The 23,926-nt window shown below is 73.0% G+C and carries 14 protein-coding genes; 11 read left to right on the forward strand and 3 right to left on the reverse strand.

The window, feature by feature from the left end; all coding sequences use genetic code 11:
• Positions 1-109: 109 nt before the first annotated feature.
• On the reverse strand, positions 110-1,789 hold the full coding sequence (locus tag ACFYZZ_RS15325) for a protein kinase (protein ID WP_389175633.1): 1,680 nt from the start codon (positions 1,787-1,789) through the stop codon (positions 110-112).
• A gap of 341 nt (positions 1,790-2,130) precedes the next feature.
• On the opposite strand from ACFYZZ_RS15325, the gene ACFYZZ_RS15330 reads away from it, so the two are divergent.
• The 7 genes from ACFYZZ_RS15330 to ACFYZZ_RS15360 all read left to right on the forward strand — a co-directional run bounded on the left by ACFYZZ_RS15330 (position 2,131) and on the right by ACFYZZ_RS15360 (position 17,012).
• Positions 2,131-5,982, forward strand: coding sequence for an FHA domain-containing protein (locus ACFYZZ_RS15330; RefSeq protein ID WP_389175635.1), 3,852 nt, complete (start codon positions 2,131-2,133; stop codon positions 5,980-5,982).
• Positions 5,983-6,158: 176 nt separating this feature from the next.
• Entirely contained in the window at positions 6,159-7,541 is a 1,383-nt protein-coding gene (locus ACFYZZ_RS15335) for an ABC transporter substrate-binding protein (RefSeq protein ID WP_389175637.1), read from the forward strand.
• A 7-nt stretch (positions 7,542-7,548) separates the two neighbouring features.
• On the forward strand, positions 7,549-8,892 hold the full coding sequence (locus ACFYZZ_RS15340; RefSeq protein WP_389175639.1) for a carbohydrate ABC transporter permease: 1,344 nt from the start codon (positions 7,549-7,551) through the stop codon (positions 8,890-8,892).
• Positions 8,889-9,815: a carbohydrate ABC transporter permease gene (locus ACFYZZ_RS15345; RefSeq protein ID WP_389175641.1), complete on the forward strand. Its 927-nt coding sequence runs from the start codon at positions 8,889-8,891 to the stop codon at positions 9,813-9,815. The genes ACFYZZ_RS15340 and ACFYZZ_RS15345 overlap by 4 nt, the downstream gene beginning before the upstream one ends.
• A gap of 154 nt (positions 9,816-9,969) precedes the next feature.
• Complete coding sequence (locus ACFYZZ_RS15350) at positions 9,970-12,444, forward strand: CDP-glycerol glycerophosphotransferase family protein (RefSeq protein WP_389175643.1); 2,475 nt, start codon at positions 9,970-9,972, stop codon at positions 12,442-12,444.
• 125 nt (positions 12,445-12,569) lie between these two features.
• Entirely contained in the window at positions 12,570-14,780 is a 2,211-nt protein-coding gene (locus ACFYZZ_RS15355) for a CDP-glycerol glycerophosphotransferase family protein (RefSeq protein ID WP_389175645.1), read from the forward strand.
• A gap of 6 nt (positions 14,781-14,786) precedes the next feature.
• Complete coding sequence (locus ACFYZZ_RS15360; protein ID WP_389175647.1) at positions 14,787-17,012, forward strand: CDP-glycerol glycerophosphotransferase family protein; 2,226 nt, start codon at positions 14,787-14,789, stop codon at positions 17,010-17,012.
• A gap of 44 nt (positions 17,013-17,056) precedes the next feature.
• Here ACFYZZ_RS15360 and ACFYZZ_RS15365 read toward each other — a convergent pair whose 3' ends face one another.
• The gene (locus ACFYZZ_RS15365) at positions 17,057-17,470 is read right to left on the reverse strand and encodes an organic hydroperoxide resistance protein (protein ID WP_389175648.1); all 414 of its coding nucleotides are present in this window, start codon (positions 17,468-17,470) and stop codon (positions 17,057-17,059) included.
• Between the two features lie 125 nt (positions 17,471-17,595).
• Between ACFYZZ_RS15365 and ACFYZZ_RS15370 the strand changes: the two genes are divergently transcribed.
• Positions 17,596-18,081: a MarR family winged helix-turn-helix transcriptional regulator gene (locus ACFYZZ_RS15370; protein ID WP_389175650.1), complete on the forward strand. Its 486-nt coding sequence runs from the start codon at positions 17,596-17,598 to the stop codon at positions 18,079-18,081.
• On the opposite strand, the gene ACFYZZ_RS15375 is transcribed toward ACFYZZ_RS15370, so the two are convergent.
• A complete protein-coding gene (locus ACFYZZ_RS15375; RefSeq protein ID WP_389175652.1) occupies positions 18,029-19,603 on the reverse strand; it encodes a glycosyltransferase family 39 protein in 1,575 nt (524 codons plus the stop codon). The two genes, ACFYZZ_RS15370 and ACFYZZ_RS15375, sit on opposite strands and share 53 nt — an antisense overlap.
• Positions 19,604-19,844: 241 nt before the next feature.
• Between ACFYZZ_RS15375 and ACFYZZ_RS15380 the strand changes: the two genes are divergently transcribed.
• The 3 genes from ACFYZZ_RS15380 to galE all read left to right on the forward strand — a co-directional run bounded on the left by ACFYZZ_RS15380 (position 19,845) and on the right by galE (position 23,918).
• A complete protein-coding gene (locus ACFYZZ_RS15380; protein WP_389175654.1) occupies positions 19,845-21,116 on the forward strand; it encodes a glycosyltransferase 87 family protein in 1,272 nt (423 codons plus the stop codon).
• A 44-nt stretch (positions 21,117-21,160) separates the two neighbouring features.
• Entirely contained in the window at positions 21,161-22,807 is a 1,647-nt protein-coding gene (locus ACFYZZ_RS15385; protein WP_389175656.1) for a glycosyltransferase, read from the forward strand.
• A gap of 130 nt (positions 22,808-22,937) precedes the next feature.
• Positions 22,938-23,918: a UDP-glucose 4-epimerase GalE gene (galE, locus tag ACFYZZ_RS15390; RefSeq protein ID WP_389175658.1), complete on the forward strand. Its 981-nt coding sequence runs from the start codon at positions 22,938-22,940 to the stop codon at positions 23,916-23,918.
• The last annotated feature ends 8 nt before the right edge of the window (positions 23,919-23,926 follow it).

Here is a 23,926-nt window from a genome sequence, read left to right on the forward strand (position 1 = left end):
CCAGCCGACAGACGACTCCCAGCCGACAAAACTACGCGCCGAACGAGCCAACCTTCACCGCGGAGACGGAAATCACCCGCCAGGTGTCGACAAATCCCCAAACTCGCGGTCAGTTGCCGCTGCCGGAGGCCGAGCCCAGCTCCTTGAGCCAGGAGCCCACCTTCCCGGCCCAGTCGCTCAGCTGGGACCAGTAGCCCCTGCCCTGGCCGACCCAGGTGTGCAGCGGGGTCAGCTCCCAGATCAGCCAGCTGGCGACGACCAGGATGACGATCGTGAACAGGCAGCCCTTCAGGCAGCCGAGTCCGGGGATCTTCATCGGGTTGGCGCTGCGCTGCCGCGCCGGCCGGGGCTCGCGCGCGGGGCGCTGCGGCTCCGGGGCGGGGGGCGCGTACCGCTGGGGCTGCTGCTGCGGGGCGTACTGCTGGGGCTGCTGCTGCGGGTAGCCGTACCCGGCGTGCGGCTGCTGCTGCCGGCCGCGCGGCTGCGGCTGCTGCGGGCGCGCCTGCGGGGCCTGGCGCGGCTGCTGCTGCGGCCGGGCGACCTGCCGCTGCGGCCGGCGGCGCAGGGGGTCCTCGTCGGGGTCGAGGTACTGGATCTGCGTCTGCTCGTTGCGGTCCCGGGCCGCGCGCAGCTGGGTCTGCCAGGGGTGCGGCTGATCGGGGTGCTGGCCCGGCTGTCCCTGAGGCATCGGCGGCATGACGGCCGTCGGGTCGGCCGCGCCGGTGTTCGGCAGGACGGCGGTGGGGTCGGCCGCGCCGACGGGGCCACCGGTGTGCGGCAGGACGCTGGTCGCCGCGTTCGGGTCGAACGCCCCCGCGTTCGTCGGCAGCACCTGGGTGGGGTCGGCGGCGCCGGGCACGCCCGGGACGGCGGTCGGGGCCGGGTCCGGGGCCAGCAGGGCACCGACGCCCTCGGCGGCGGCGATCTGGGCGGCGTTCGCGTGCACGCCGACGCCCTCGGCCACGACCCGGAGCCCGCGCGCGAGGTTCTCGGCGCTGGGCCGCTGGTCGGGGTTCTTGCGCAGGCAGCGCTCTATCACCGTCCACAGCGGGTCCGGGACGGTGGAGGGGCGGCGCGGCTCGGCGCTCAGGTGCTGGTGCAGCACCTCCAGGGCGGTGCCGCCGGAGAACGGCGGGTGGCCGGTGACCAGTTCGTACAGCAGGATGCCGGCGCCGTAGATGTCGACGGCGGAAGTCTGCGGGCGGCCCTCGGCGGACTCCGGCGCCACGTACGCGGGCGTGCCGACGAACTCGTGGGTGCGGGTCAGTCCGGGGGAGTCGGCGAGGCGGGCGATGCCGAAGTCGGTCAGCATCGGGTGCATCCGGCCGTCGAGCTGCTGGAGCAGCACGTTGGCGGGCTTCAGGTCGCGGTGGACGACGCCGTCGGCGTGGCTCGCGGCGAGGGCGTCGGCGATCTGCGCCGTCATCAGCGCGGCGGCGACCGGCGTGAAGGGGCCGTTCTCGCGCAGGTATCGGTGCAGGTCGGGCCCGTCGACGAGGTCCATGACCAGGGCCAGCAGATCGCCCTCGACGACCAGGTCGCGGACCCGGACGACGTTCGGGTGGGTGAGCCGGAGCAGGACGGAGCGTTCCCGCAGGAACCGCATCACGATGTCCGGGTCGCTCGCCAGCTCCTCCTTGAGGACCTTGATCGCGACCGTCTCGCCGGGCTGGCCGGCCACGGCCGCCTCGGCGCCCGCGGTCTCGCGCTGGCGGGCACGCCAGACGGTGCCCGTGGCGCCGCGTCCGAGCGGCTCCTCGAGCAGGTACTTGCTGCCGACTGGCCGCACGTTCCGCGCTCCCTGCTGTCTGTTCGCCTGTGTTCCGGTGTTCCGGCCCACTGTAGTGCCGCCCCCGAGGGCACTACGTAAGCGTTCCCGTCGATGTTCGAAGGAAAGACGCTCGCCTTGGTCTCGTGGTTGCCCAGTGCCGGACGTGACCGATCTCAACTGATCACCGATGGATTAATGGTCAGGCACTTTTGGGGGCAGAGCTGACCAATCAAGATCACTTGGCACCGGGCCGCGGGCGCGTTGTCAGTGACAGGTGCAAGGATGCGTGCAGTACTGGCCGACGTGCTCGTGCGGGGGTGGGGGATGTCCGCGCCCGGGCAGAAGGGACCGCTGCGCCGATGCAGATCCGGCTGACCGTCGTAGACCCGCTGGGCCCGTCCCCGCAGCGGGGCCGCGCCGCGAGCCGCGACGTGCTGGTGACGGCGCCCGCGGGCACGGACCTGGCCGCGGTGGCGTCGGCACTGGCCACGACGGTCACCGGAGACGGCGGCACGGGCCGGGACACCGGCGGCGCCTCGGTGGTCCTGTACGCGGGCGCGGAGCGACTGGACCCGCGCCGCTGCACCCTCGGCGAGCCTCCCCTGGTCGACGGCGCCGTGCTGTCCCTGGGCACCCCTGCGGCCCCCGAGCCGCATCCCGAGCTGGACGACGCCCCGGCCCAGTTGCACGTGGTCGCGGGCCCGGACGCGGGCGGGGTCCATCTGCTGCACGGCGGCCGGATCACGGTCGGCCGCTCCGCCGACGCAGACGTCCCGCTGGACGACCCGGACGTCTCCCGCCTGCACTGCGCGGTCACGGTCGCCGCCGACGGCCGTGTCTCGGTGGCCGACCTCGGCTCCACCAACGGCACGGCCCTGGACGGCACCCGGGTGAGCGACCGCGCGGTGCGGTTCGCTCCGGGGGCCCTGCTGAGGATCGGCGAGTCCGCCCTGCGGGTCACCCCGTCCGGCGGCCCCGCGGCGCGGGTACGGACGGTGCCGGACGGGGAGGGGTGCGTGCGCTTCGCCCGGGGGCCGGCCGGCGAAGCCGGTGATCCGGGTGCGGCGGGCGCCGCCGGGCACGCGCGCGTGGAGCCCACCGCGGGCCCGGCCGCCGACGGCCCCTCAGGACCGACCCATCACGCGTACGGCACCGCGAGCTGGGCTGCCCCGGGCGCGGGCGCGGCGGTCCAGGAGCACCGGCGCGGCGAACAGCCGTCGGTACCGGACCAGGGCGGAGCGCCGAGCATCGAGACGCGCGGCGGAGGCGCAGGGGGGCCGGGTCCGGCTCCCGGCAGGACTTCCGTCGACGCGGGCGGCTTCGCGACCGGCGGACCGAGCGGCGAACACCCGGCACCCGGGATGCCCGGCACGACCACCGTCGGCGGGGGCACCGCCTCCGGCCGGTACGGGGCCGGCGGATCCGGCGGCGAACACCCGGCACCCGGCATGCCCGGCGCAACCACCGGTGGCGGAGGCACCGCCGCAGGCCACTACAGGGCCGACGGACCGAACAGCGAACACCCAACACCCGGCATGCCCGGCGCAACCACCAGCGGCGAACGCACTGCCGCAGGCCACTACAGGGCCGACGGACCGGGCGGTGACATAGCCGCCCCCGGCATGCCCGGTTCCACTTCCCGTGGCGGGGACACGCACGCGGGGCCGTACGGCGTCGGCGGCCCGAGGGGCCTGACCGGGGCCGCCGATGCCGGTGCGACGGCCCGCGGCCCGGCGTCGGGCCGTGCTTCCTCCGGCAGCGACGCGGGAGAGGGTCGCGGCCGCAAGGACACCCCGCTGCGGGGCACCGACGCACCCGAGGGCGGCCGCCGCCGGGGCGGAATAGGCGCCTGGGCGCGGCGGCTGGCCGGTGGGCGCGGAGAGCAGCCCGTGGCCCGGCCGGAGGCGTACGGCGCCACGGACGCCGGGGCGGGCGGCGTGCGCTCGGCCGATGTCCCGCAGCTGCCGGAGACCTGGCCGGACCCCGCCGCGCTGCTGCTGACGGCGCTGGGTCCCGGGCCCCGGCTGTGGGAGCGGGGGCCGGGACACCCGGAGGCGCTGACCGTGCGCCTTGGCACGGCCGACCGGAGCGCACCGGACGGCTCGGGCGTGCTGCCCGCCGTACCGGTGACCGCCGCGCTGCGCGAGGCGGGTGCGCTGGGTCTGGCCGGTCCGCGCCCCCGGCTGTCCGGGCTGGCCCGCGCGGTGCTGGCCCAGCTGGCCGCGCTGCACTCCCCCGACCTGCTGGAGATCGTGCTGATCAGCGCGGACCGCAGCCGCCCCGAGGAGGAGCGGACGGCCGAGTGGTCCTGGCTGGGCTGGCTCCCGCACGTCCGCCCCGGCCACGGCCAGGACTGCCGCCTGTTGCTGGCCTACGACCGCGAACAGGCGGCGGCCCGCACGGAGGAACTCCTGCGCCGGGTGGAGGAGTTCGCGGCGACGGGCCGGGGCACGGCCCAGCCGGCCTCGGCGACAGGAGCCGTCGCCCCGTCCACCGGCCCTGCCGGACAGGCCTCGCCCGCCGCACCGGCAGCGGCACCCGGGACGGCCCACCGCACCGCCCCGGACCCGGCCTCCGTCCCCCCGCACAGCTACACCACCTCCGCCCGCCGCCCCTCCTGGGCCAGGGAAGGCGCCGCACTGGACGGATTCGGTGGCTTCCCGGGGCCGTTCACCGTCGTCGTCGTGGACGGGGACCCCGGCGGCGCCTCTCTGCAGGAAGCCCTGGCGCGGCTGGCCGTGGCCGGTCCACGGGCCGGGATCCATGTCGTCTGCCTCGCCGAGACCGCGGCCACCACGCCCGCCTCGCCCGTGGCGCAGACGTACGAGGCGGCCTGCGCGGTCACCCCCACCTTCCGGCACTGCGGGGCCGTGGCCCTGCTCAGCGGCGATGTCGCCGGTGCGCTGCACCTGATGCGTGTCGCGCCCACCGGGCCCGTGGGCCCGGGGACCGATGCCACCGTCGACGCCGTCTCCCCCGCCTGGGCGGAGCGGTTCGCACGGGCGCTGGCGCCGCTCAGGCCCGACGGCCCCGTCGGCGAGCGGCACGCGCGCGTGGCCGTACCGCTGCCGCAGTCGGCGCGGCTGCTGGACGAGCTGGGTCTGGCCCGGGCCACCCCGGCCTCGCTGATGGCGCGCTGGGCGGACGCGGCGGACGACACGGAGTCGCTGGGCGGCCGGGCCCGGGCGGTGCTGGGTGCCGGGCCGCACGGCCCGCTCACCGCCGACCTGGTGGCCGACGGGCCGCATCTGCTGATCGAGGGGCCGGCCGGCAGCGGCCGTACCGAGCTGCTGCGGGCCCTGGTCGCCTCGCTGGCCGCCGCGGAGCGGCCCGACCGGCTGGGCATGGTGCTGATCGACGGCCGGGACGGCGTCGGCGCGGGCGCGGGGCGCGGTGAGGGGCTGCGCGTCTGCACGGACATACCCCATGTGACGACCCACCTCATCGCCAACGACCCCGTCCGTATGCGGGAGTTCGCGCAGTCGCTGAGCGCGGAGCTGAAGCGGCGCGCGGAGTTGCTCGGCCGGACGGACTTCGCCGAGTGGCACGCGGGGCGCGAGGTGTCCGGCCGTATCGTCGCGCAGCGCACCCCGGGCGGGCGCCCGGCGGCCTCCGGGGCCGGGGACATAGAGGCGCCGCCCAGCTCCACGCTGCGGCTGCGGCCCGGCGCCGCACGCAGGCGCACCGAGCCCGCGCCGCCGCTGCCCCGGCTCCTCGTGGTCGTCGACGACCTGGACGCGCTGGTCTCCCCCGCGCTCGGCTCGCCGGGCCGGCCCGCCGCCGGATCGGTGATGCGGGCCCTGGAGGCGGTGGCCCGGGAGGGCGAGCGGCTCGGTGTGCACCTGGTGGCCGCGGCCGGGACGGGCGGTCGTACGGCGGAGTCGGAGCCGGCCCGGCAGGCCACCCTGCGGGTCACGCTGGACGCGCCGGCGGCCGGGCCCGAGGAGCCGGCGCCGGGGCGCGGCAGGCTGGCTTACGCGGACGGGCGGACCGTCGGTTTCCAGGGCGGCCGGGTGACGGGCCGTATCCCGCGCACCGCGACCCAGCGGCCCACGGTCGTCCCGCTGGAGTGGCAGCGGATGGGCGATCCGCCGGCCCGCCGTCCCGTGCGCGAACTGGGCAACGGCCCCACCGACCTGGCCCTGCTGGCGAGCGCGGTGGAGCGGGCGGCCCGGGAGGTCGCCGCGGCGGAGGTGCCCTCGCTGCTGTAGCGGGAACCAGCGGGAAAATGAACGGGAATGGGTACGCATACTTCCCTGATCACGAGCCGGTCACGATGACCCGCCGGACGGCGCAGGCGGTCTTGCCGCCCTTGTGCGGCCCGGCGTAGACCGGACCGCACGGAACAGTGTTCTGAGTTCAGCGAAGAACGACGAACGGGGAAGTGATGCGTGGCAACAGCAACACCATCCGGACACACAGGGCCGTCACCACGGTCGCCGCGCTGCTCGCGGGAGCCCTTGCGCTCACCGCCTGCTCCAGCAGCGACGACAAGAAGGGCAGCGGCGACACGAGCGGCGGGGCCACCGCGAGTGGCTCCGGCGTCACCCTGCCGAAACTGAACGGCGCGAGCCTGGAGGTCGCCGCCGTCTGGACCGGCACCGAACAGGCGAACTTCAAGAAGGTCCTGGCGGAGTTCGAGAAGCGCACGGGCGCGAAGGTGACGTTCGTGCCCGCCCAGGACCCGATCATCAACTTCCTCGGTTCGAAGATCGCGGGCGGTCAGCCGCCGGACGTGGCCCTGCTGCCGCAGCCGGGCGCGATCAAGCAGGCCGTGGACAAGAAGTGGGCCAAGCCGCTCGGCCCGGACGCGCTCAAGGAGCTGCAGAAGAACTACTCGCAGGGCTGGCAGGACATCGGCAAGGTCGACGGCAAGCAGTACGGCGTCTACTACAAGGCCGCCAACAAGTCGCTGATCTGGTACAACGCCAAGGCCTTCGAGAACGCGGGCGCCAAGGAGCCGAAGACCTGGCAGGAGCTGCTGACCGCCGCGCAGGCGGTGTACGACTCCGGTGTCACCCCGTTCTCGGTCGGCGGCGCCGACGGCTGGACGCTGACGGACTGGTTCGAGAACGTCTATCTGTCCCAGGCCGGGCCTCAGAAGTACGACCAGCTCGCCCAGCACAAGATCAAGTGGACCGACCCCTCGGTGAAGCAGGCCCTGACCACGCTCGCCCAGATCTGGGGCAAGAAGGACTATGTGGCGGGCGGCGCGGACGGCGCCCTGCAGACCGAGTTCCCGAACTCCGTCACGCAGACCTTCACCGGCGGGGACCAGCCGAAGGCGGCGATGGTCTACGAGGGCGACTTCGTCCAGGTCAACATCGGTGACACCAAGGCGAAGGTGGGCACGGACGCGAAGGTGTTCCCGTTCCCGGCGGTCGGCTCGACCGCGCCGGTGGTCTCCGGCGGTGACGCGGCCGTCATCCTGAAGGACTCCAAGGCGGCGCAGGCGCTGGCCACCTTCCTGGCCTCCCCGGACGCGGCGACGATCCAGGCCAAGCTCGGCGGCTACCTCTCGCCGAACAAGAACGTGCCGGACTCGGCCTACCCGAACCCGGTGCAGCAGAAGATCGCCAAGGCGCTGATCGCGTCCGGCGACGACTTCCGCTTCGACATGTCCGACCAGGCCCCGCAGGCCTTCGGCGGCACCCCGGGCAAGGGCGAGTGGAAGGACCTGCAGGACTTCCTGAAGAACCCGAAGGACGTGGCGGGCGCCCAGGCGAAGCTGGAGAAGGACGCGGCGGCGGCCTACGGGAACGGGAGCTGATCCGGCGATGGCGTCGGCAGCGGCGGCCGGGACCCCACCGGGCCCCGCCGCACCGAAGCGCCGCAGGAGCGTGACCGGCACCCGCAAGGCGGTGGCAGCCCTGTTCCTGCTGCCCGCCCTGGTGCTGCTGGGCGCGCTCGTGGTCTACCCGATCGGGTACTCGCTCGTCCGCAGCTTCTACAACGCCTCGGGCGACGGCTTCGCCGGCATCGACAACTACAAGGCGCTGTTCACCGACGACGGCATCCGCACCGCCCTGAAGAACAACATCATCTGGGTGGTGTTCGCGCCGACCGTCTCCACGGCCCTCGGTCTGGTCTTCGCGGTGCTGACCGAACGGGTGCGCTGGGGCACGGCGTTCAAGCTGGTCGTCTTCATGCCGATGGCGATCTCGATGCTGGCGGCCGGGATCATCTTCCGGCTGGTGTACGACCAGGACCCGGACAAGGGTGTCGCCAACGCGGTCTGGGTGGGCGTGCACGACACCTTCGCCCAGTCGTCGGCGTTCCCGAAGGCACACCCGGGCCGTGAGTCGCCGCTCGAACCGGACCAGGGCGGCTTCATCACCTCGGCCCCGGTACACACCGGGCAGACGGTCACGCTCCCGCTGGTCGGCGTCGCCCCCGACCAGCTGCCCGACGGCGCGAAGAAGGCCGTGGCGGCGAAGCCGGAGCCGGGGAAGATCACCGGCACCACCTGGCAGGACTTCACCCGCGGCAAGGGCGTCGGGAAGCTGGGCGTGCCCGACCCGTCCGAGCTGGGCTACGCCGGGATGCGGATCGAGGCGGTGAAGGACGGCAAGGTGGTGGCGTCCGCCGAGGCGGCCGGCGACGGCACCTTCACGCTGCCCGCGCAGGCCGACGGAGCCCGGCTGAGGCTTCCCGCGAACAACTTCAGGGAGCCGTACAACGGCGTCGACTGGCTCGGCCCGTCGCTGGTCACCCCGGCCATCATCGGGTCGTACGTGTGGATGTGGGCGGGCTTCGCGATGGTGCTGATCGCGGCCGGGCTCGCGGGCGTGCCCCGGGAGCTGCTGGAGGCCGCGCGCGTGGACGGTGCCAACGAGTGGCAGGTGTTCCGCCGGGTCACCGTGCCGCTGCTCGCTCCGGTCCTGGCGGTCGTCACCGTCACGCTGATGATCAACGTGCTCAAGGTGTTCGACCTCGTCTACATCATCGCGCCGGGCTCCTCCCAGGACGACGCGAACGTGCTGGCCCTGGAGCTGTACCGCAAGGGCTTCGCGGAGGGCCAGCCGGGCATCGCGAGCGCGATCGCGGTGTTCCTGCTGCTCCTGGTGATCCCGGTGATGCTGTTCAACATCCGTCGGCTCAGGCGGGAGGTGCGGCGATGACGACCGCTCCCGGAAGCACCGCTGCCGGAAGCAGCGGAAAGGTGGCACCCGCCGACATGATCGTGAAGGCCCGGCAGTCGCTCGGTTCGAGGATCGCCGAGCGGCTCAGCGGCGGACTGGTCCGTGTGTTCCTCATCCTCGTCGGCCTGTTCTGGCTGGTGCCGACCATCGGTCTGCTCATCTCCTCCCTGCGCACACCGGAGGACATGAGCGCGAGCGGCTGGTGGAAGGTGTTCACCCAGCCGTCCCAGCTGACCTTCGAGAGCTACCAGAAGCTGCTGGAGAACGGCGACATCACCGGCTCCCTGGTGAACACCGTGCTGATCACGGTCCCGGCGACGATCCTGGTCGTGGTGATCGGCTCGCTCGCGGGCTACGCGTTCGCGTGGATGGAGTTCCCGGGCCGGGACTGGTGGTTCCTCGGTGTGGTCAGCCTGTTGGTGGTGCCGGTGCAGGTGGCGCTGATCCCGATCGCCGAACTGTTCGGCAACATCGGTCTGTTCGGGACCATCTTCGGGGTGATCCTGTTCCACGTGGGCTTCGGCCTGCCGTTCGCGGTGTTCCTGCTGCGGAACTTCTTCGCGGAGATCCCGCGGGAGCTGCTGGAGGCGGCCCGCCTCGACGGCGCCGGTGAACTGCGACTGTTCGCACGGGTGGTGATGCCGCTCGGCGGGCCCGCGATCGCGAGCCTCGGCATCTTCCAGTTCCTGTGGGTGTGGAACGACATGCTGGTCGCGCTGGTGTTCACCAAGTCGAGTTCGCAGCCGATCACGGTCGCCCTGCAGACGCAGGTACGGCAGTTCGGCAACAACATCGACGTGCTGGCGCCGGGCGCGTTCATCTCGATGGTGATCCCGCTGGTCGTGTTCTTCGCGTTCCAGCGGCAGTTCGTGTCCGGGGTCATGGCGGGCGCGGTCAAGTAGCAGCAGAAGGGCCACGTTTCGAGGGGCGGGTCTTCAGAGGCCCGCCCCTCTCCGTTCACCCGGCGTCCCCCATATGCCGTACGAACCGTAACCGAATGACTCCATCGGCCGTTCCCGGGCAGAACGCCCGCGCCGACCGACCCATGGATGTCCCTTGCCCAGGTTCAGTGTCATTGTCCCCGCGTACAAGGTCCAGGCGTACCTCTCGGAGTGCCTGGACTCGGTGCTCTCGCAGTCGTATCCCGACCTCGAACTGATCGCCGTGGACGACTGCTCGCCCGATGCCTGCGGTGCCCTCATCGACGAGTACGCCGCCCGCGACGCGCGCGTGAAAGCCGTACACCTGGCCGAGAACCAGGGCCTGGGCCGCGCCCGCAACGCCGGTATGGCCCGGGCGACGGGCGACTATCTGGTCTTCCTGGACAGCGACGACATGCTCACCCCGGGCGCGCTGCGCTCGATCGCCGACCGGATCAAGGAGACCGGCGAGCCGGACGTCCTGGTCTTCGACTACGCGCGCACCTACTGGAACGGCACGGTGGAGCGCAACAAGGTCGCCGCCCACCTCACCCAGCAGGGCCCGGCACCCTTCCGTCTCGAGGACCGCCCGGGGCTGCTGCGGGTGCTGATGGTCGCCTGGAACAAGGCGTACCGGCGGGAGTTCGTCGCGAAGCAGGACTTCCGGTTCCCTACCGGCTACTACGAGGACACGCCCTGGACCTTCCCGGTCCTGATGGCGGCGGAGTCGATCGCCACCCTGGACCGGGTGTGCGTGCACTACCGGCAGCGGCGGCAGGGCAGCATCCTGCGCACCACCAGCCGCAAGCACTTCGACATCTTCGTGCAGTACGACCGGGTGTTCGCGTTCATCGACGAGCGGCCCGAACTCGACCGGTGGCGAGCGGTGTTGTTCCGCCGCATGGTCGACCACTTCTCCACCGTGTTCACCAAGCGGGACCGGCTCCCGCGCGGCACCCGGGGCGAGTTCCTGCGCAGGGCCCGCGCCCACTACCGCCGTTATCATGCCCGGGGCGCCTCCGTCCCGCTGCGCACCCGGCTGCGTCACGGCCTCGTCCGCTTCGGCCTGCACCGCACCTACCGCACGCTCCAAGTGGCGATGTCCGCCCGCCGCCGCGCGCTCAAGGCCACCGTCAAGCTCGCCCGGGCCGTCCGCGCGGCCGTCCTCCAGCTGCACTACCGCGTCCAGCTGCGCCTCCCGCTGCGCGCCGACCGGGCCGTCTTCGCCGCCTACTGGAACCGGGGCCACGGCTGCAATCCGGGCGCCCTGGAGAAGGCGTTCCGCACCCACGTCCCGCACATCCGCACCGCCTGGATCGCCCGCCCCGAGCACCAGCACACCGTCCCGCCGGGCCCGCTCCGGCTGCGCCCGGGCAGCTTCGCCTACTGGACGGCGCTGGCCCGCTCCAAGTACCTGGTCAACAACGTCAACTTCGACCGCCGGCTGCGAAAGCGCCCCGGCCAGGTCTTCGTCCAGACCCAGCACGGCACCCCCCTCAAGCACATGGGCCTCGACCTCCAGGAACGCCCGGCGGCCGCCGGCGACATGGACTTCGAGGAGCTTCTGCAGGGCGTCGACAAGTGGGACTACGTGCTGTCCGCGAACCGCCACACCACCCTGACCTGGGAGCGCGTCTACCCCGGCAGCTACACCACGCTGGAGTACGGCTATCCGCGCAACGACGTGTTCCAGCGGGCGACGGCGGCCGACGTGGCCCGGATCCGCGAGTCGCTCGGCATCCCCAAGGGCACGGTCGCGCTGCTGTACGCCCCCACGCACCGCGACTACCACCGCACCCGGCGCCCCGCCCTCGACCTGGACCGGATCGTGCGCCAGCTGGGCCCGCGCTTCGTGATCCTGGCCCGCGCCCACTACTGGCACCCCGGCCCGCTCGCCGAGGGCGCCGCCCGGGTCGTCGACGTCGGCGACCACCCGGACATCGCGTCCCTCTGCCTCGCCTCGGACGCGCTGATCACCGACTACTCGTCGCTGATGTTCGACTACGCCAACCTGGACCGGCCGATCGTCGTCCACACCGAGGACTGGGACGCGTACGACGCGGCCCGGGGCACGTACTTCGACCTGCGCGACTTCCCGCCGGGCGCGGTGGCCCGCAGCGAGGACGAGCTGATCGACATCTTCGCCACCGGCCACTGGCGCGGCTCGCGCTCGACGCAGCTGCGGGCGGCGTTCCGGGAGCGGTTCTGCCCGTACGACGACGGGCGCGCCGCCGCGCGCGTCGTACGGCATGTCGTGCTGGGCGAGTCGGCGGGGCGGCCGGCGTTCGTGCCGCTCGCCGAGCGCAAGCCCGTGCCCTCGGCCGCGGCGGCGCTGGACCGCTCCCCGCAGGACCCTGTCGCCGATCCCCCGTCGTCCGCCCGTAGGGCGGGCCTCGCGGCGTCTGGTGCGTGCAGCTGCAAGGCGGAGGAGGGAGTCGACGCGATGGGTGTCCCCCCGCTCGAGCGAAGTCGAGAGTGGGGGAGTCGGCGACCGACGACAACGCCGCAGATGTGCGTGCCGGACGCCGCGAGGCAGGCGGGGGATCGGCGACAGGGTCCAGCCACCGTGCCGCATCCTTCCGGCCCCCTCCCCGTCACCGAGAGCCGCTGAACAGCGTTGGTCCTACCGGGAGTTCCCATGCCCCTCGGCACGACACGGCCCACTCCGGCCCGGCCGTCCACCTGGCGTCCGGCCGGACGGCCCAGCCGCTTCCGCAAGACAACAGAAAGTACAGAATGCCCCGCTTCAGCATCATCGTCCCGTCCCACGGGGTCGCTGGTCGGCTGTCCCAGGCGCTGGACTCGGTCCTAGGCCAGTCCTTCGGCGACCTGGAGCTGATCCCGGTCTGCGACGCTCCCGACGCCCCGGCCGCCGCGGTGGCCGCCGCATACGCCGAGCGGGACTCCCGGGTGACACCGGTCAACTCGCCGCCGGCCGCCGGTCTGAGCGGGGCCCGCAACGCCGGGGTGCGGGCGGCGACCGGCGCGTACGTGCTGTTCCTCGACGGTGACGACCTGCTGCTGCCGGGCGCGCTGGCGGCGCTGGACGCGCGGCTGACCGAGACCGGCGGTGTCGACGTGCTCCATGTCGAGCACGAGCGGACCCCTTGGTGGGAGGGCGAGCCGAGCAACCCGGCGGCCCCGCTGCTGGCCGGGGCGCCGAAGGGAGCCTTCGCTCCGGACGTGTTCCCCGAGCTGACGGGCGTGCAGCTGCCGGCGTGGAGCGCCGCCTACCGCCGCACCTTCCTCGCCGAGCACCGACTCGCCTTTCCCGAGAGCCACTTCACCGACCTCGGCTGGGGCGGGCTGACCACGATCGCCGCCGGGCGGATCGCGGTGCTGCGCCGGGTCGTCGTACGGCACCGGCTGCGCCGGCAGGGCAGCAGGCTCAACCTGCCCGGACCGCACCAGCACGCCCTGCTGGACCAGGTGGAGCTGGTGCTGACCCGGGCGGCCGACAGCGGGCTGTCCGCCGAGCGGACCCACGCACTGTTCGAGCAGCTCTTCGGGCACGTGCTGAAGACGGCGTCCCGGCCGCAGCGGCTGCCGTCCGGACACCGGGCGTTCTTCCGCCGGGCCGGCCGGCTCTACCGGCGGTACCGGCCCGCCGGATACCACGCCCCGGGCGGCAGCCTCGGCGTGCAGCACCGGCTGCTGGCGGCCGGCGCGTACACCGCGTTCCGCGCGCTGCGCGGCGCCAACCAGGCGACGGCCAGGGCGGCCGAGACCGTGCCGCGCCCGCCCATGCTGCGCACCCGGCTGCGCTACGCCCGCGACCTGCGCCGCCCCCTCGACCCCGACCTGGCCGTGTACTGCGCCTACTGGGGCCGCGGCTACGCCTGCAACCCGGCCGCGATCCACCTCAAGGCCCGTGAACTCGCCCCGCACATCCGCTCGGTGTTCCTGGTCGAGGCCGACCAGGCGCATACGATGCCGAAGGACGTCGAGTACGCGGTGATCGGATCCCGCCGCTACTGGGAGGTGCTGGCCCGCGCCAAGTACCTGGTGAACAACGCCAACTTCGCCGAGGGCGTCGTCAAACGGCCGGGCAGCGTCCATCTGCAGACCCAGCACGGCACCCCGCTGAAGACGATGGGCGTGGACCAGTCGACGTACCCGGTGGTGGCCGCGCAGTCCGGCAGCTTCACCAGGCTGCTGGGCCGGGTGGACCGCTGGGACTTCAACCTCTCGTCGAACCGCCACTCCACCCAGATGTGGGAGCGCGCCTTCCCCGGTTCGTACGAGCACCTGGAGTACGGCTATCCGCGCAACGACGTCTACTACACGGCGACCGCCGACGACGTCGCCCGGGTCCGGCGCGAGCTGGGCGTGCCCGAGGGCAGCACGGCCGTGCTGTACGCGCCGACCCACCGCGACCACCACACCGGTTTCGAGACCGGCCTGGACCTGGAGGCGTTCTGCGAGGCGGCCGGCGAGGACGTGGTCGTGCTGCTGCGCGCCCACTACTTCTACGACGGGGGCCGCACCCGCAGCTCCGGGCGGACCGGCCGGATCATCGATGTCTCCGCGCACCGCTCCTCGGAGGACGTGTGCCTGGCGGCCGACGCGCTGGTCACCGACTACTCCTCGATCATGTTCGACTACGCCAACCTGGACCGGCCGATCGTCGTGTACGCCGACGACTGGGAGGTCTACCAGGAGACGCGGGGCGTCTACCTCGACCTGCTGACCGAGCCGCCGGGCCCGGTCGCCCGCACCGTCGAGGAGCTGGCCCGTGTCTTCCGCGACGGCTCCTACGCGGGCCCGGAGGCGAAGGCGCAACGGGCCGCGTTCCGTGGGCGGTTCTGCCAGTTCGACGACGGGCTGGCCGCCGAACGCGTCGTACGGCGGGTGCTGCTCGGCGAGCCACCGGAGGCGATCCCGCCGGTGATCCCGCTCGCGGAGCGCATCCCCGCCCCCGCCGCCGCGACCCTCGTGAGGAGCTGACCCGCCGTGCCCCGCTTCAGTGTCATCGTCCCCTGTTTCAAGGTGCAGGGCTTCCTGCGCGAGTGCCTGGACTCGGTGCTGCTGCAGTCCTTCAGCGACCTCGAACTGATCGCCGTGGACGACTGCTCTCCCGACGGCTGCGGCGCGATCCTGGACGAGTACGCCGACCGCGACCCGCGCGTGAAGGTGCTGCACCTGCCGGAGAACGTCGGCCTCGGCCGGGCCCGCAACGCGGGTATGCCGCACGCCACCGGCGACTACCTGTTCTTCCTGGACAGCGACGACACCCTCACGCCGGGCGCGCTGCGCGCCCTCGCCGACCGGCTGGCGGACTCCGGCGACCCGGATGTGCTGGTCTTCGACTACGCGCGCACCTACTGGTGGGGCGGTACCCGGCGCAACGTGCTCGCGCAGGTGCTCGCCGACGCCGGCCCGGACACCTTCACGGTCACCGACCGGCCGGAGATCCTGGACCTGCTGATGGTGGTGTGGAACAAGGTCTACCGGCGCGACTTCGTCGAGGAGCACGGCTTCGCGTTCCCGCCCGGGTACTACGAGGACACCCCCTGGACCTTCCCGGTCATGCTCAGTGCCCGGCGGATCGCCGCCCTGGACCGGATCTGTCTGAACTACCGGCAGCGCCGGCAGGGCAACATCCTGTCCACCACCAGCCGCAAGCACTTCGACATCCACGACCAGTACGAGCGGGTCTTCGCCTTCGTGGACGCGCACGAGGAACTGGCGGGCTGGCGGCCGTACCTGCACCGCAAGATGGGCGAGCACTGTCTGGACATCCTCGCCAAGCCGGACCGGCTGCCGCCCGCGGACAAGGCCGAGTTCTTCCGGCGGACGGCCGAGATGTTCCGCCGCCACCGGCCCGAGGGCGCCCTGGTGGACGGTGAGGTCGCCCTGCTGGAGGGCGGCTATCCGGCGTACCGGCTGAGGCGGCAGGCCGCGCGGGCGGGGCGCGAGGCCGGGCGGTGGACGGAGCAGCTGCGCCGGGCGGGCGCGCGGCAGGCCCGCCGCGGCTGGGCCGGGCTGCACGCGCACCGCCCGCTTGACCCGCACCTGGTGGTGTACTCGGCGTCCTCGCACCGGGGTGTGCTGGGCGATCCGGCCGCCGTGTACCTGAAGGCGCGGGAGATCGCCCCGCAGCTGCGCGGGGTGTGGGTGGTCCGCGACGAGGAGGCCGCCGCGCAGCTGCCGCCCGACGTGGAGCACGTGCTCGTGGGCTCCCGGCGCTATCTGGAGGTCACCGCACGGGCGAAGTTCTTCGTCAACGACGTCAACTGGCCCGGCTCACTGGCCAAGCGGCCCGGCAGCGTGCACCTCCACACCCACCAGGGCACCCCGCTGAAGTACATGGGCGCGGACCTGCTGGACAAGCCCGGGGCCCGGCTCGGGTTCGACGTGCCGCAGATGCTGCGCCGGGCCGACCGCTGGGACTACAGCCTGGTCGCCAACCGCCACTCCGAGCTGGTGTGGGAGCGTGCCTACCCCTGCCACTTCACCTCGGTGCGCACCGGCAGCCCGCGCAACGACGTGCTGGTCGGCGCGGCGGACGGAGCCGGGGAGGCCGGCGCCGCGTTCCGGCTGCGGCACGGCATCCCCGAGGACCACCAGGTGGTGCTGTACGCGCCGACGCGCCGGGACTACCGGCGGGGCGGCCACGTGGACCGGATCGACCTGGCCCGGTTCGCGGCCGACCTGGGCAAGGACTGCACCCTCGTGGTCCGGCTGCACCCGACGCTGGCGACCGGTCCCGCGCGCGGGATGGGCCTGACCGAGCTGGCCCGGCGCGGGGTCCTGGTCGACGCGACGGACGAGCCGCACGTCGAGGAGGTGATGCTCGCCTCCGACGTGCTGGTCACCGACTACTCGGCCCTGATGTTCGACTACGCCAACCTGGACCGGCCGATCGTCGTCCACGCCGACGACTGGGCCGCGTACACCGCGAGCCGGGGCGCCTATCTCGACATCACCGCCGAGGCGCCGGGTCATGTGTCCCACTCCTACCGGGAGCTGGCCTGGCTGTTCGCCTCCGGGTCCTGGCGGGACGAGGAGGCGGCGCGGCTGCGGGCGGACTTCCGGGAGCGGTTCTGCGAGTTCGACGACGGCCGGGCCGCCGAACGGGTCGTACGGACGCTGCTGCTGGGCGAGCCGATGCCCGAGGGCGCTCCCGTGCGGATCCCGGGCCAGAACGTCGGAGGTGACCTGCTGGCCTCGACGTGAGGACAGGCAGGTCACCTCAGGTGGTGCCGGGTTGACCCCGGGTCCTACTCGATGACGAGGTCGACCTCGATGTTGCCGCGGGTGGCGTTGGAGTAGGGGCACACCTGGTGGGCGGTCTCGACCAGCTTGCGGCCGGTCGCCTCGTCCACGGTCGCGGGCAGCTCGATGCGCAGCGTCACCTTCAGGCCGAAGCCCTCGCCCTGCTTGCCGATGCCGACCTCGGCGGTGACGGCGGCGTCGCTGACGTCCACCTTCGCCTGGCGGCCGACGAGGCCGAGCGCGCTGCCGAAGCAGGCGGCGTAACCGGCGGCGAAGAGCTGCTCCGGGTTGGTGCCCTGGCCGTTGCCGCCCAGCTCCACCGGCATGGCCAGGGCGAGGTCGATCTTGCCGTCGGAGGAGACGGCACGGCCCTCGCGACCGTGGGTGGCGGTGGCGACAGCGGTGTAGAGCGCGTCCATGGAAGACCATCCCTCTCGAAGTCATGTGATCCGGCGGCTCCTGTCCGGCCGCCCTCACAACCACAAGTAGAGCACACAACTGAATTGCGCACAACCAAATGGCTCGCAAGAGCTACTCTGGAGGCATGACCGCCACCCAGACCCCCGCCCCCGAGGCGGACTGGCTCCGCCTGGACAGCCAGATCTGCTTCTCGCTGCACGCGGCGTCGCGCGCCTTCAACAGCGTCTACCGCGTGATCCTCAAGGACCTCGGGCTCACCTACCCGCAGTACCTGGTGATGCTGGTGCTGTGGGAGCAGGGCGACCTGCCGGTCAAGAAGCTCGGCGAGCATCTGCGACTGGACTCCGGCACGCTGTCCCCGCTGGTCAAGCGGCTGGAGGGGGCCGGCCTCGTCCGGCGCGAGCGCAGCGCGCAGGACGAGCGGTCGGTGCAGGTGCGGCTGACCGAGGAGGGCGTGGCGCTGCGCGAGCAAGCCCTTCAGGTGCCGCGCCGCATCATGGCGGCGACAGGCTTCGACCTGGCGGAGATCGGCGAGCTGCGCGAACGCCTCGACCAGCTCACCACCGCGCTGGACGCGGCGGCACTGGAAGAGGCCGAGAGCTCCCGCTGACGACCGACCGGCGGACGTAGAGCCGCACGGTCACATCGCCCTGCACCGATTCCCCGCCGGGCACGAACTGCTCCGCCAGCACGGCGAGTTTCGCCCGCTCGACGGGACTGCGCGGCTTCCAGCGCCCCGCGAGCAGATCCCGGTCGGCGACGACCCACACCCGATCGAGCCCGGCCACCCGCCGCAGCAGACTCTCCGCCCCGACCTCCCGCCCGTACAGACTCCCCGACCCGGCGCCCGACTCCGCCAACGCCACGTCCCGCACGCCTCGGAACGCCCCCGGATAGGCGAGAGCCGCGTTCCGCGTCTGCGCCGGCAGGAAGAGCACGGAATCCCCATCCCCCACTTCCCGCCCGGCAACACGCGCCACGACGGCCAGGTCGTCGGGGCGGCGGCCCGGGTCGCGGTCGTCCCTGAGGAGGGGGAGTTGGTGGGACAGGGCCAGGGCGATCAGGAGAACGCCGGTCAGGGGGAGGAGGCCGGAGCCGGGGAGGAGGCCGGTCTTCGAGAGGGGCGGCTGCTGAGGGAGCCTTTTCGACTCACCGTCGTCGTGTGGACACCCGTTCCGCAGGCGCCCGACAACCCCGGCCACCCGCTCAGCCCCCGCCGCCACCAGCAACGGCGCCCCCGACAGGGCGTACAGCACGTACCGGTCGACGTACAGCGGCGAAACCTGCGACACCAGCATCAACACGGCCGGCGGCAGCACAGCCAACGGCAGAGCGACCCCCGCACAGGTCACCTCCCCGCGCCGCCCCACCAACCCCACGAGCCCCACCAGGGCCAACCCCAGACACGCCCAGTACACCCCGTCCGTCGGCCCAAGAAACGTCCGCAGCAGCCCTCCCGCCGTCTCCCACGTCGGCTCCCGCAACCACGCCACCTGCGCCGACTGAGCCCGCGACACCAGCGCCATCGGCACCAGCGCGACCCCCACCGCACCCGCCGCACACCCCCAGCCCCGCCACTCCCGCGCCCCCACCCGGGCCAGCGCCAGCGACGCCGCGTGGGCGAGCAGCAGCAGGACGGCGAACTCGTGCAGCCAGCAGGTGAGGCCGAGCACGACGCCGTACGCCCGCCAGGAACCCCCCTGCACGGCCCGGACGAACAGCAGCGTCGCCCCGGTGGCACCGGCCGCGACCAGGGCGTACGAGCGGCCCTCCTGTGCGTAGTGACCGGCCATCGGCGTGATCGCGTACAGCAGCCCGGCCCACAGCCCGACACGCGGCCGCACCAGCCGCGCGCCGAGCCCGGCCACCAGACCCGCGGTCAGCGCCGCCGCGCACACGGACGGCAGCCTGAGGACGACCTCGCCGGGACGGACGCCGAGGACGGGATGCATGAGCAGGTAGTACAGGCCGTGCACCGCGTCCACCCCGTGCAGCAGCCGCCAGATCTGCGGCACCGTGCGGCGCGCGACCTGGAAGGTGACGGCCTCGTCCCGCCACATCCCCCCGCGGTCCAGCCCCCAGAGCCCGAGCCCGAGCATGACCAGCGCGGGCAGGGACACGGACACACACACGGCGAGCGCGTTACGCGCACTTCTCGCCGCGTGAGTCGTTGCACCAGGTGCATCCAGTGCACCCGGTACATCCGGAGCATCAGCCCGTACGACAGCTGCTGCAGCCGCCCTGCGCGACTGCGGTTTCACAAGAGGCCCGACGTTCACCATGGCCCGATCTTTTGCGATTAGCCAACCTTTGCCGGTCATTGACGGCGTATCGGCATGGATACACCATCCGCGCAGATTAGGCTCCCACGTGATGAACCGTCTCCGTGTCACCCCCGGCCCGGTCCTCGCCCTCACCGCCGTATGGCTCGCCACCCGTGCCCTGATGTCGTGGCTGCTCACGCACGACAGCTCGCCCCTGCTGGGCGGGGGTTCGGTGCCGCGCGAGGTGTGGCGGCTGTACTTCCACTGGTACGGCGTCCTGTCGCACGGCGCGTTCCCGGCGCACGACAGCACCTGGCAGTACCCGCCCGGCGCCGGCGCGGTGCTGCTGGCGCCGGGCCTGCTCCCGTGGTTGACGTACTTTCAGGCGTTCGTGGTGCTGACGCTGGCCGCCGACGCGCTGATCGCGGCGGCCCTGGTCCACGCGGGCACCCGTCCCGGGCGGAGCCTGTTCGGCGCGACCCTGTGGACCTGCGGTCTGCCGCTGCTGCTGCACCTGCCGCTCGCCCGGTACGACGTACAGGTGACCGCGCTCGCCGTCATCTCCCTGCTGACGCTCGGACGCTCCCCCCGCGCGGGCGGTGTTTTCGCCGCACTGGGCGCGCTGGTGAAGGTGTGGCCGGGCCTGGTGCTGCTGGGCACGCCCCGGGGGCCGATGACGCGGCGGACGTGGGGGTGGGCGGTGGCCGCCGGTGGCGCCTGCCTCGCGCTCCTCGCCCTTTCGTTCAACAATCCGCTGGCCTTCCTGCGGGAGCAGGGCGGCCGGGGTGTGCAGATCGAGTCGTTCGGCGGTACGGCGCTCAACCTGGCGCGGCACGCCGGCTGGTCCGGCCGGGCCCGCTACCAGTACGGCGCGATCGAGATGGTCGGCCCGCACGTGCCCGCCGTCGCCGCCGCCTCCCTCGTGCTCACCGCGGCCGCCTTCGGGCTGCTGGTGCTGTGGAGGGTGCGGGCGCGGCACTGGAGCCCGGCCACGCCGTACGACGCCGCGCTCGCCGCGGTGCTGCTGTTCACCGTCACCAGCCGGGTCATCAGCCCCCAGTACATGATCTGGCTGATCGGTCTCGCCGCCGTGTGTCTGACCTCGCGGCACACCAGCCAGCGCCCGGTGGCCGTGCTGATCCTCGCGGCGAGCGCGCTCAGCTCCGTGGTGTTCCCGATGTTCTACCGCGACGTGGTCGCGGGCAGCTGGACCGGTTGCCTGCTGATTCTGGCCCGCAACGGGCTGCTTGCCGTCGCCGCGGTGGTGTCCTTCGTCCGGCTGTGGCGCTCCGCGCGGCCGCCGTCCGGAAAACCCGCGCCCGCGACCCAACCCCGACCGGATTCCGACCGTCTTCCACACCGAGCCCTAAGCGTCTCTTAACGGGCTATTACCGAGTATTTCTACGCTCCCGGCCCGTGGACCCCATGCATCCAGATCCGCGAGACCCGCGCCCTACGCCTCAGGTCGGTGTCGTCGTCATCGGCTACAACGACGCCGACCATGTGGTCGACGCCGTCCGCTCGGCGCTCGACCAGGGCGCCGCCGTCGGTGAGGTCGTCGCCGTGGACGACTGCTCGACGGACGGCAGCGGCGAACTGCTGGCCCGCCTGGCCGCCGGTGAGCCCAGACTGCGGGTGGTACGCCGGGAGACCAACAGCGGCGGCTGCGGCAGCCCGCGGAACACTGGGATCGACGCGGTGACGATGCCGTACGTGATGTTCCTGGACAGCGACGACGTGCTGCCGCCCGGCGCGGTGGACGCGCTGCTGGCGGCCGCCGCAGAGGCGCGTGCCGAGGTCGCGAGCGGGCTGTGCGTGCGCCGGGAGCTGCCCTCGGGGCGGGAACAGCCCTGGCAGGCGCGCCTCTACACGGCGCACACCGTGCTCGCGCGCCCCTCCCAGCGCCCCCGCCTCGTCCACGACACGCTGTGCGTCAACAAGCTGTACCGGACCGCCTTCCTGCGCGAGCACGGCATCCGCTTCCCCGAGGGGCGCTTCCTCTACGAGGACTTCGTGTTCACCGCGCACGTGCTCGCCGCCGCGCCGCGCATCGTGCTCGTACCGGACCGCGTGTACGTGTGGCACGTGCGCCGGTCGGCCGAGCAGTTGTCGCTCTCCCTGGACCGGGGGCGGATCGACAACTGGAAGGCGCGTACGGAGGCGTGCGCGATGGCGTACGACATTCTGCTGAGCGCCGGGCAGAAGGAGCTGGCGCGGGCGGCACGGTCGAAGTTCCTCGACCACGAACTGCGTATGTACGCACGCGAACTGGGGTTGCGCGACGCGCACTACCAGCGCGCGTGGTGGGCACACACCCGGGAGTACCTCGCGCGCTACGACGCCGCCGACTGGGAGGTGAACCCGTCGGCGCCCGGCCGGCTGCTGGCGCGGGTCGTCCTGGAGTCCGCTGAGCCGTGCGACCTGCCCCGGCTCAAGGAGTTGGCCGCGCGCCCGGCCCGGTTGCTCCCGCCCTACGCCCGCACGCCCGACGGCACGCCCGTCTGGTCCGCCGACCTCCCCCAGGTCGCCCTCACCCCCCTCCTCACCCGCCCCACCCGCCTCCTGCCCCTCAGCGTGGACGCGGAACTGCGCCCGCGCGCTCGTGGCACCCGGCTGCGCCTGCGGCTGCACGAGCTGTACGGACGGACGGCCGAGGCCGGGCCGCAGGAGGTGGAGGTGGAGTGGCAGTCGAGGGAGGACGGGCACACGGCCCAGCGCACGAGGACCACATTCACACCCTCCGACCCCTCCGGCCTCTCCGACCCTTCCGGCCCCTCCGGCACGGACGGCTGGTCGGCCGAGGTGCCGGTCGACCTGGCCGGGCTCGGCGCGGGCACCTGGGACCTGCGCCTGACCGTGCGCTTCGCGGACGGGGCGTCCCGGAGCATGACGGCGCACGCCCTCGCGGGCGCCGGCCGACTGCGCCGGCACGCCGTCCCGAGCGCCCGGCACGCCGTGCTGCTGGTCCAGCCGTACGCCACCCACTCCGGCGCACTGGCACTGCGCGTGGCGACCGGCATACGGGGTGTCATGAAGGTGGCCCGCGGACGACTCCGCCGCCTGCTTCACTGAGACCCACAGGACTTCACCGAGAATCACGGGACCGGACCTCACTGGGACCCACGGGACCTCACTGGGGACCCACACGACCGACAGCCACCGGCCACGTCACCACAGGCCGGCTGACGAGGGGAGGCCGTACATGACCTGGCTGATCACCGGCGGCGCCGGATACATCGGGGCGCACGTCGTACGCGCGATGGCCGAGGCGGGCGAGCGGACCGTGGTCTACGACGACCTGTCGAGCGGCGTCGCCGGGCGCGTGCCGGACGAGGTCCCGCTGGTGCGGGGCTCGATCCTGGACGGCGAGAAGCTGGCGCGCACCCTCGCCGACTACGAGGTGACCGGGGTCGTCCATCTGGCGGCGAAGAAGCAGGTGGGCGAGTCCGTGGGCCTCCCGCTGCTCTACTACCGGGAGAACGTGGAGGGCCTGCGCGTCCTGCTGGAGGCCGTGACACAGGCGGACGTCCCGTCCTTCGTCTTCTCCTCCTCGGCCGCCGTCTACGGCATGCCGGACGTGGACCTGGTCACGGAGGAGACACCCTGCCTGCCCCTCTCCCCCTACGGCGAGACCAAGCTGGCCGGCGAGTGGCTGGTCCGCGCGACGGGCCGGGCGACCGGCCTGGCGACCGCGTCCCTGCGCTACTTCAACGTGGCCGGCGCTGCCACCCCTGCCCTGGCGGACACGGGCGTCTTCAACCTCGTCCCCATGGTCTTCGAGAAGCTCACCGAGGGCGCGGCGCCGCGCATCTTCGGCGACGACTACCCGACCCCCGACGGCACCTGCGTCCGCGACTACATCCACGTGGTCGACCTGGCCGAGGCCCATGTGACGGTCGCCCGCGCCCTGCGCTCCACCCCCGGCCGCGACCTGACCCTCAACATCGGCCGCGGGGAGGGTGTTTCGGTCCGCGAGATGATCGACCACATCAACGCGGCCACCGGCTACGACCGCCCCCCGATCGTCACCCCACGCCGCCCCGGCGACCCCGCCCGCGTGGTCGCCTCCGCCGACCGCATCGCCACCGAACTCGGCTGGCAGGCCAAGTACGACGTCCAGGACATGATCACCTCGGCCTGGGAGGGCTGGGTACGACTGCACCCGGAGGCGGCGCGGTCATAGGCTCCGGG

This window comes from Streptomyces sp. NPDC001816 (genome assembly GCF_042892235.1).
Classification (GTDB): Bacteria; Actinomycetota; Actinomycetes; order Streptomycetales; family Streptomycetaceae; genus Streptomyces.

Coding starts and splice junctions, on each gene's coding strand:
- ACFYZZ_RS15330 (WP_389175635.1), top strand. CDS start 2,131: ATGCAGATCCGGCTGACCGTCGTAGACCCGCTGGGCCCGTCCCCGCAG.
- ACFYZZ_RS15335 (WP_389175637.1), top strand. CDS start 6,159: ATGCGTGGCAACAGCAACACCATCCGGACACACAGGGCCGTCACCACG.
- ACFYZZ_RS15340 (WP_389175639.1), top strand. CDS start 7,549: ATGGCGTCGGCAGCGGCGGCCGGGACCCCACCGGGCCCCGCCGCACCG.
- ACFYZZ_RS15345 (WP_389175641.1), top strand. CDS start 8,889: ATGACGACCGCTCCCGGAAGCACCGCTGCCGGAAGCAGCGGAAAGGTG.
- ACFYZZ_RS15355 (WP_389175645.1), top strand. CDS start 12,570: ATGCCCCGCTTCAGCATCATCGTCCCGTCCCACGGGGTCGCTGGTCGG.
- ACFYZZ_RS15365 (WP_389175648.1), bottom strand. CDS start 17,470: ATGGACGCGCTCTACACCGCTGTCGCCACCGCCACCCACGGTCGCGAG.
- ACFYZZ_RS15370 (WP_389175650.1), top strand. CDS start 17,596: ATGACCGCCACCCAGACCCCCGCCCCCGAGGCGGACTGGCTCCGCCTG.
- ACFYZZ_RS15380 (WP_389175654.1), top strand. CDS start 19,845: ATGAACCGTCTCCGTGTCACCCCCGGCCCGGTCCTCGCCCTCACCGCC.
- ACFYZZ_RS15385 (WP_389175656.1), top strand. CDS start 21,161: ATGCATCCAGATCCGCGAGACCCGCGCCCTACGCCTCAGGTCGGTGTC.
- galE (WP_389175658.1), top strand. CDS start 22,938: ATGACCTGGCTGATCACCGGCGGCGCCGGATACATCGGGGCGCACGTC.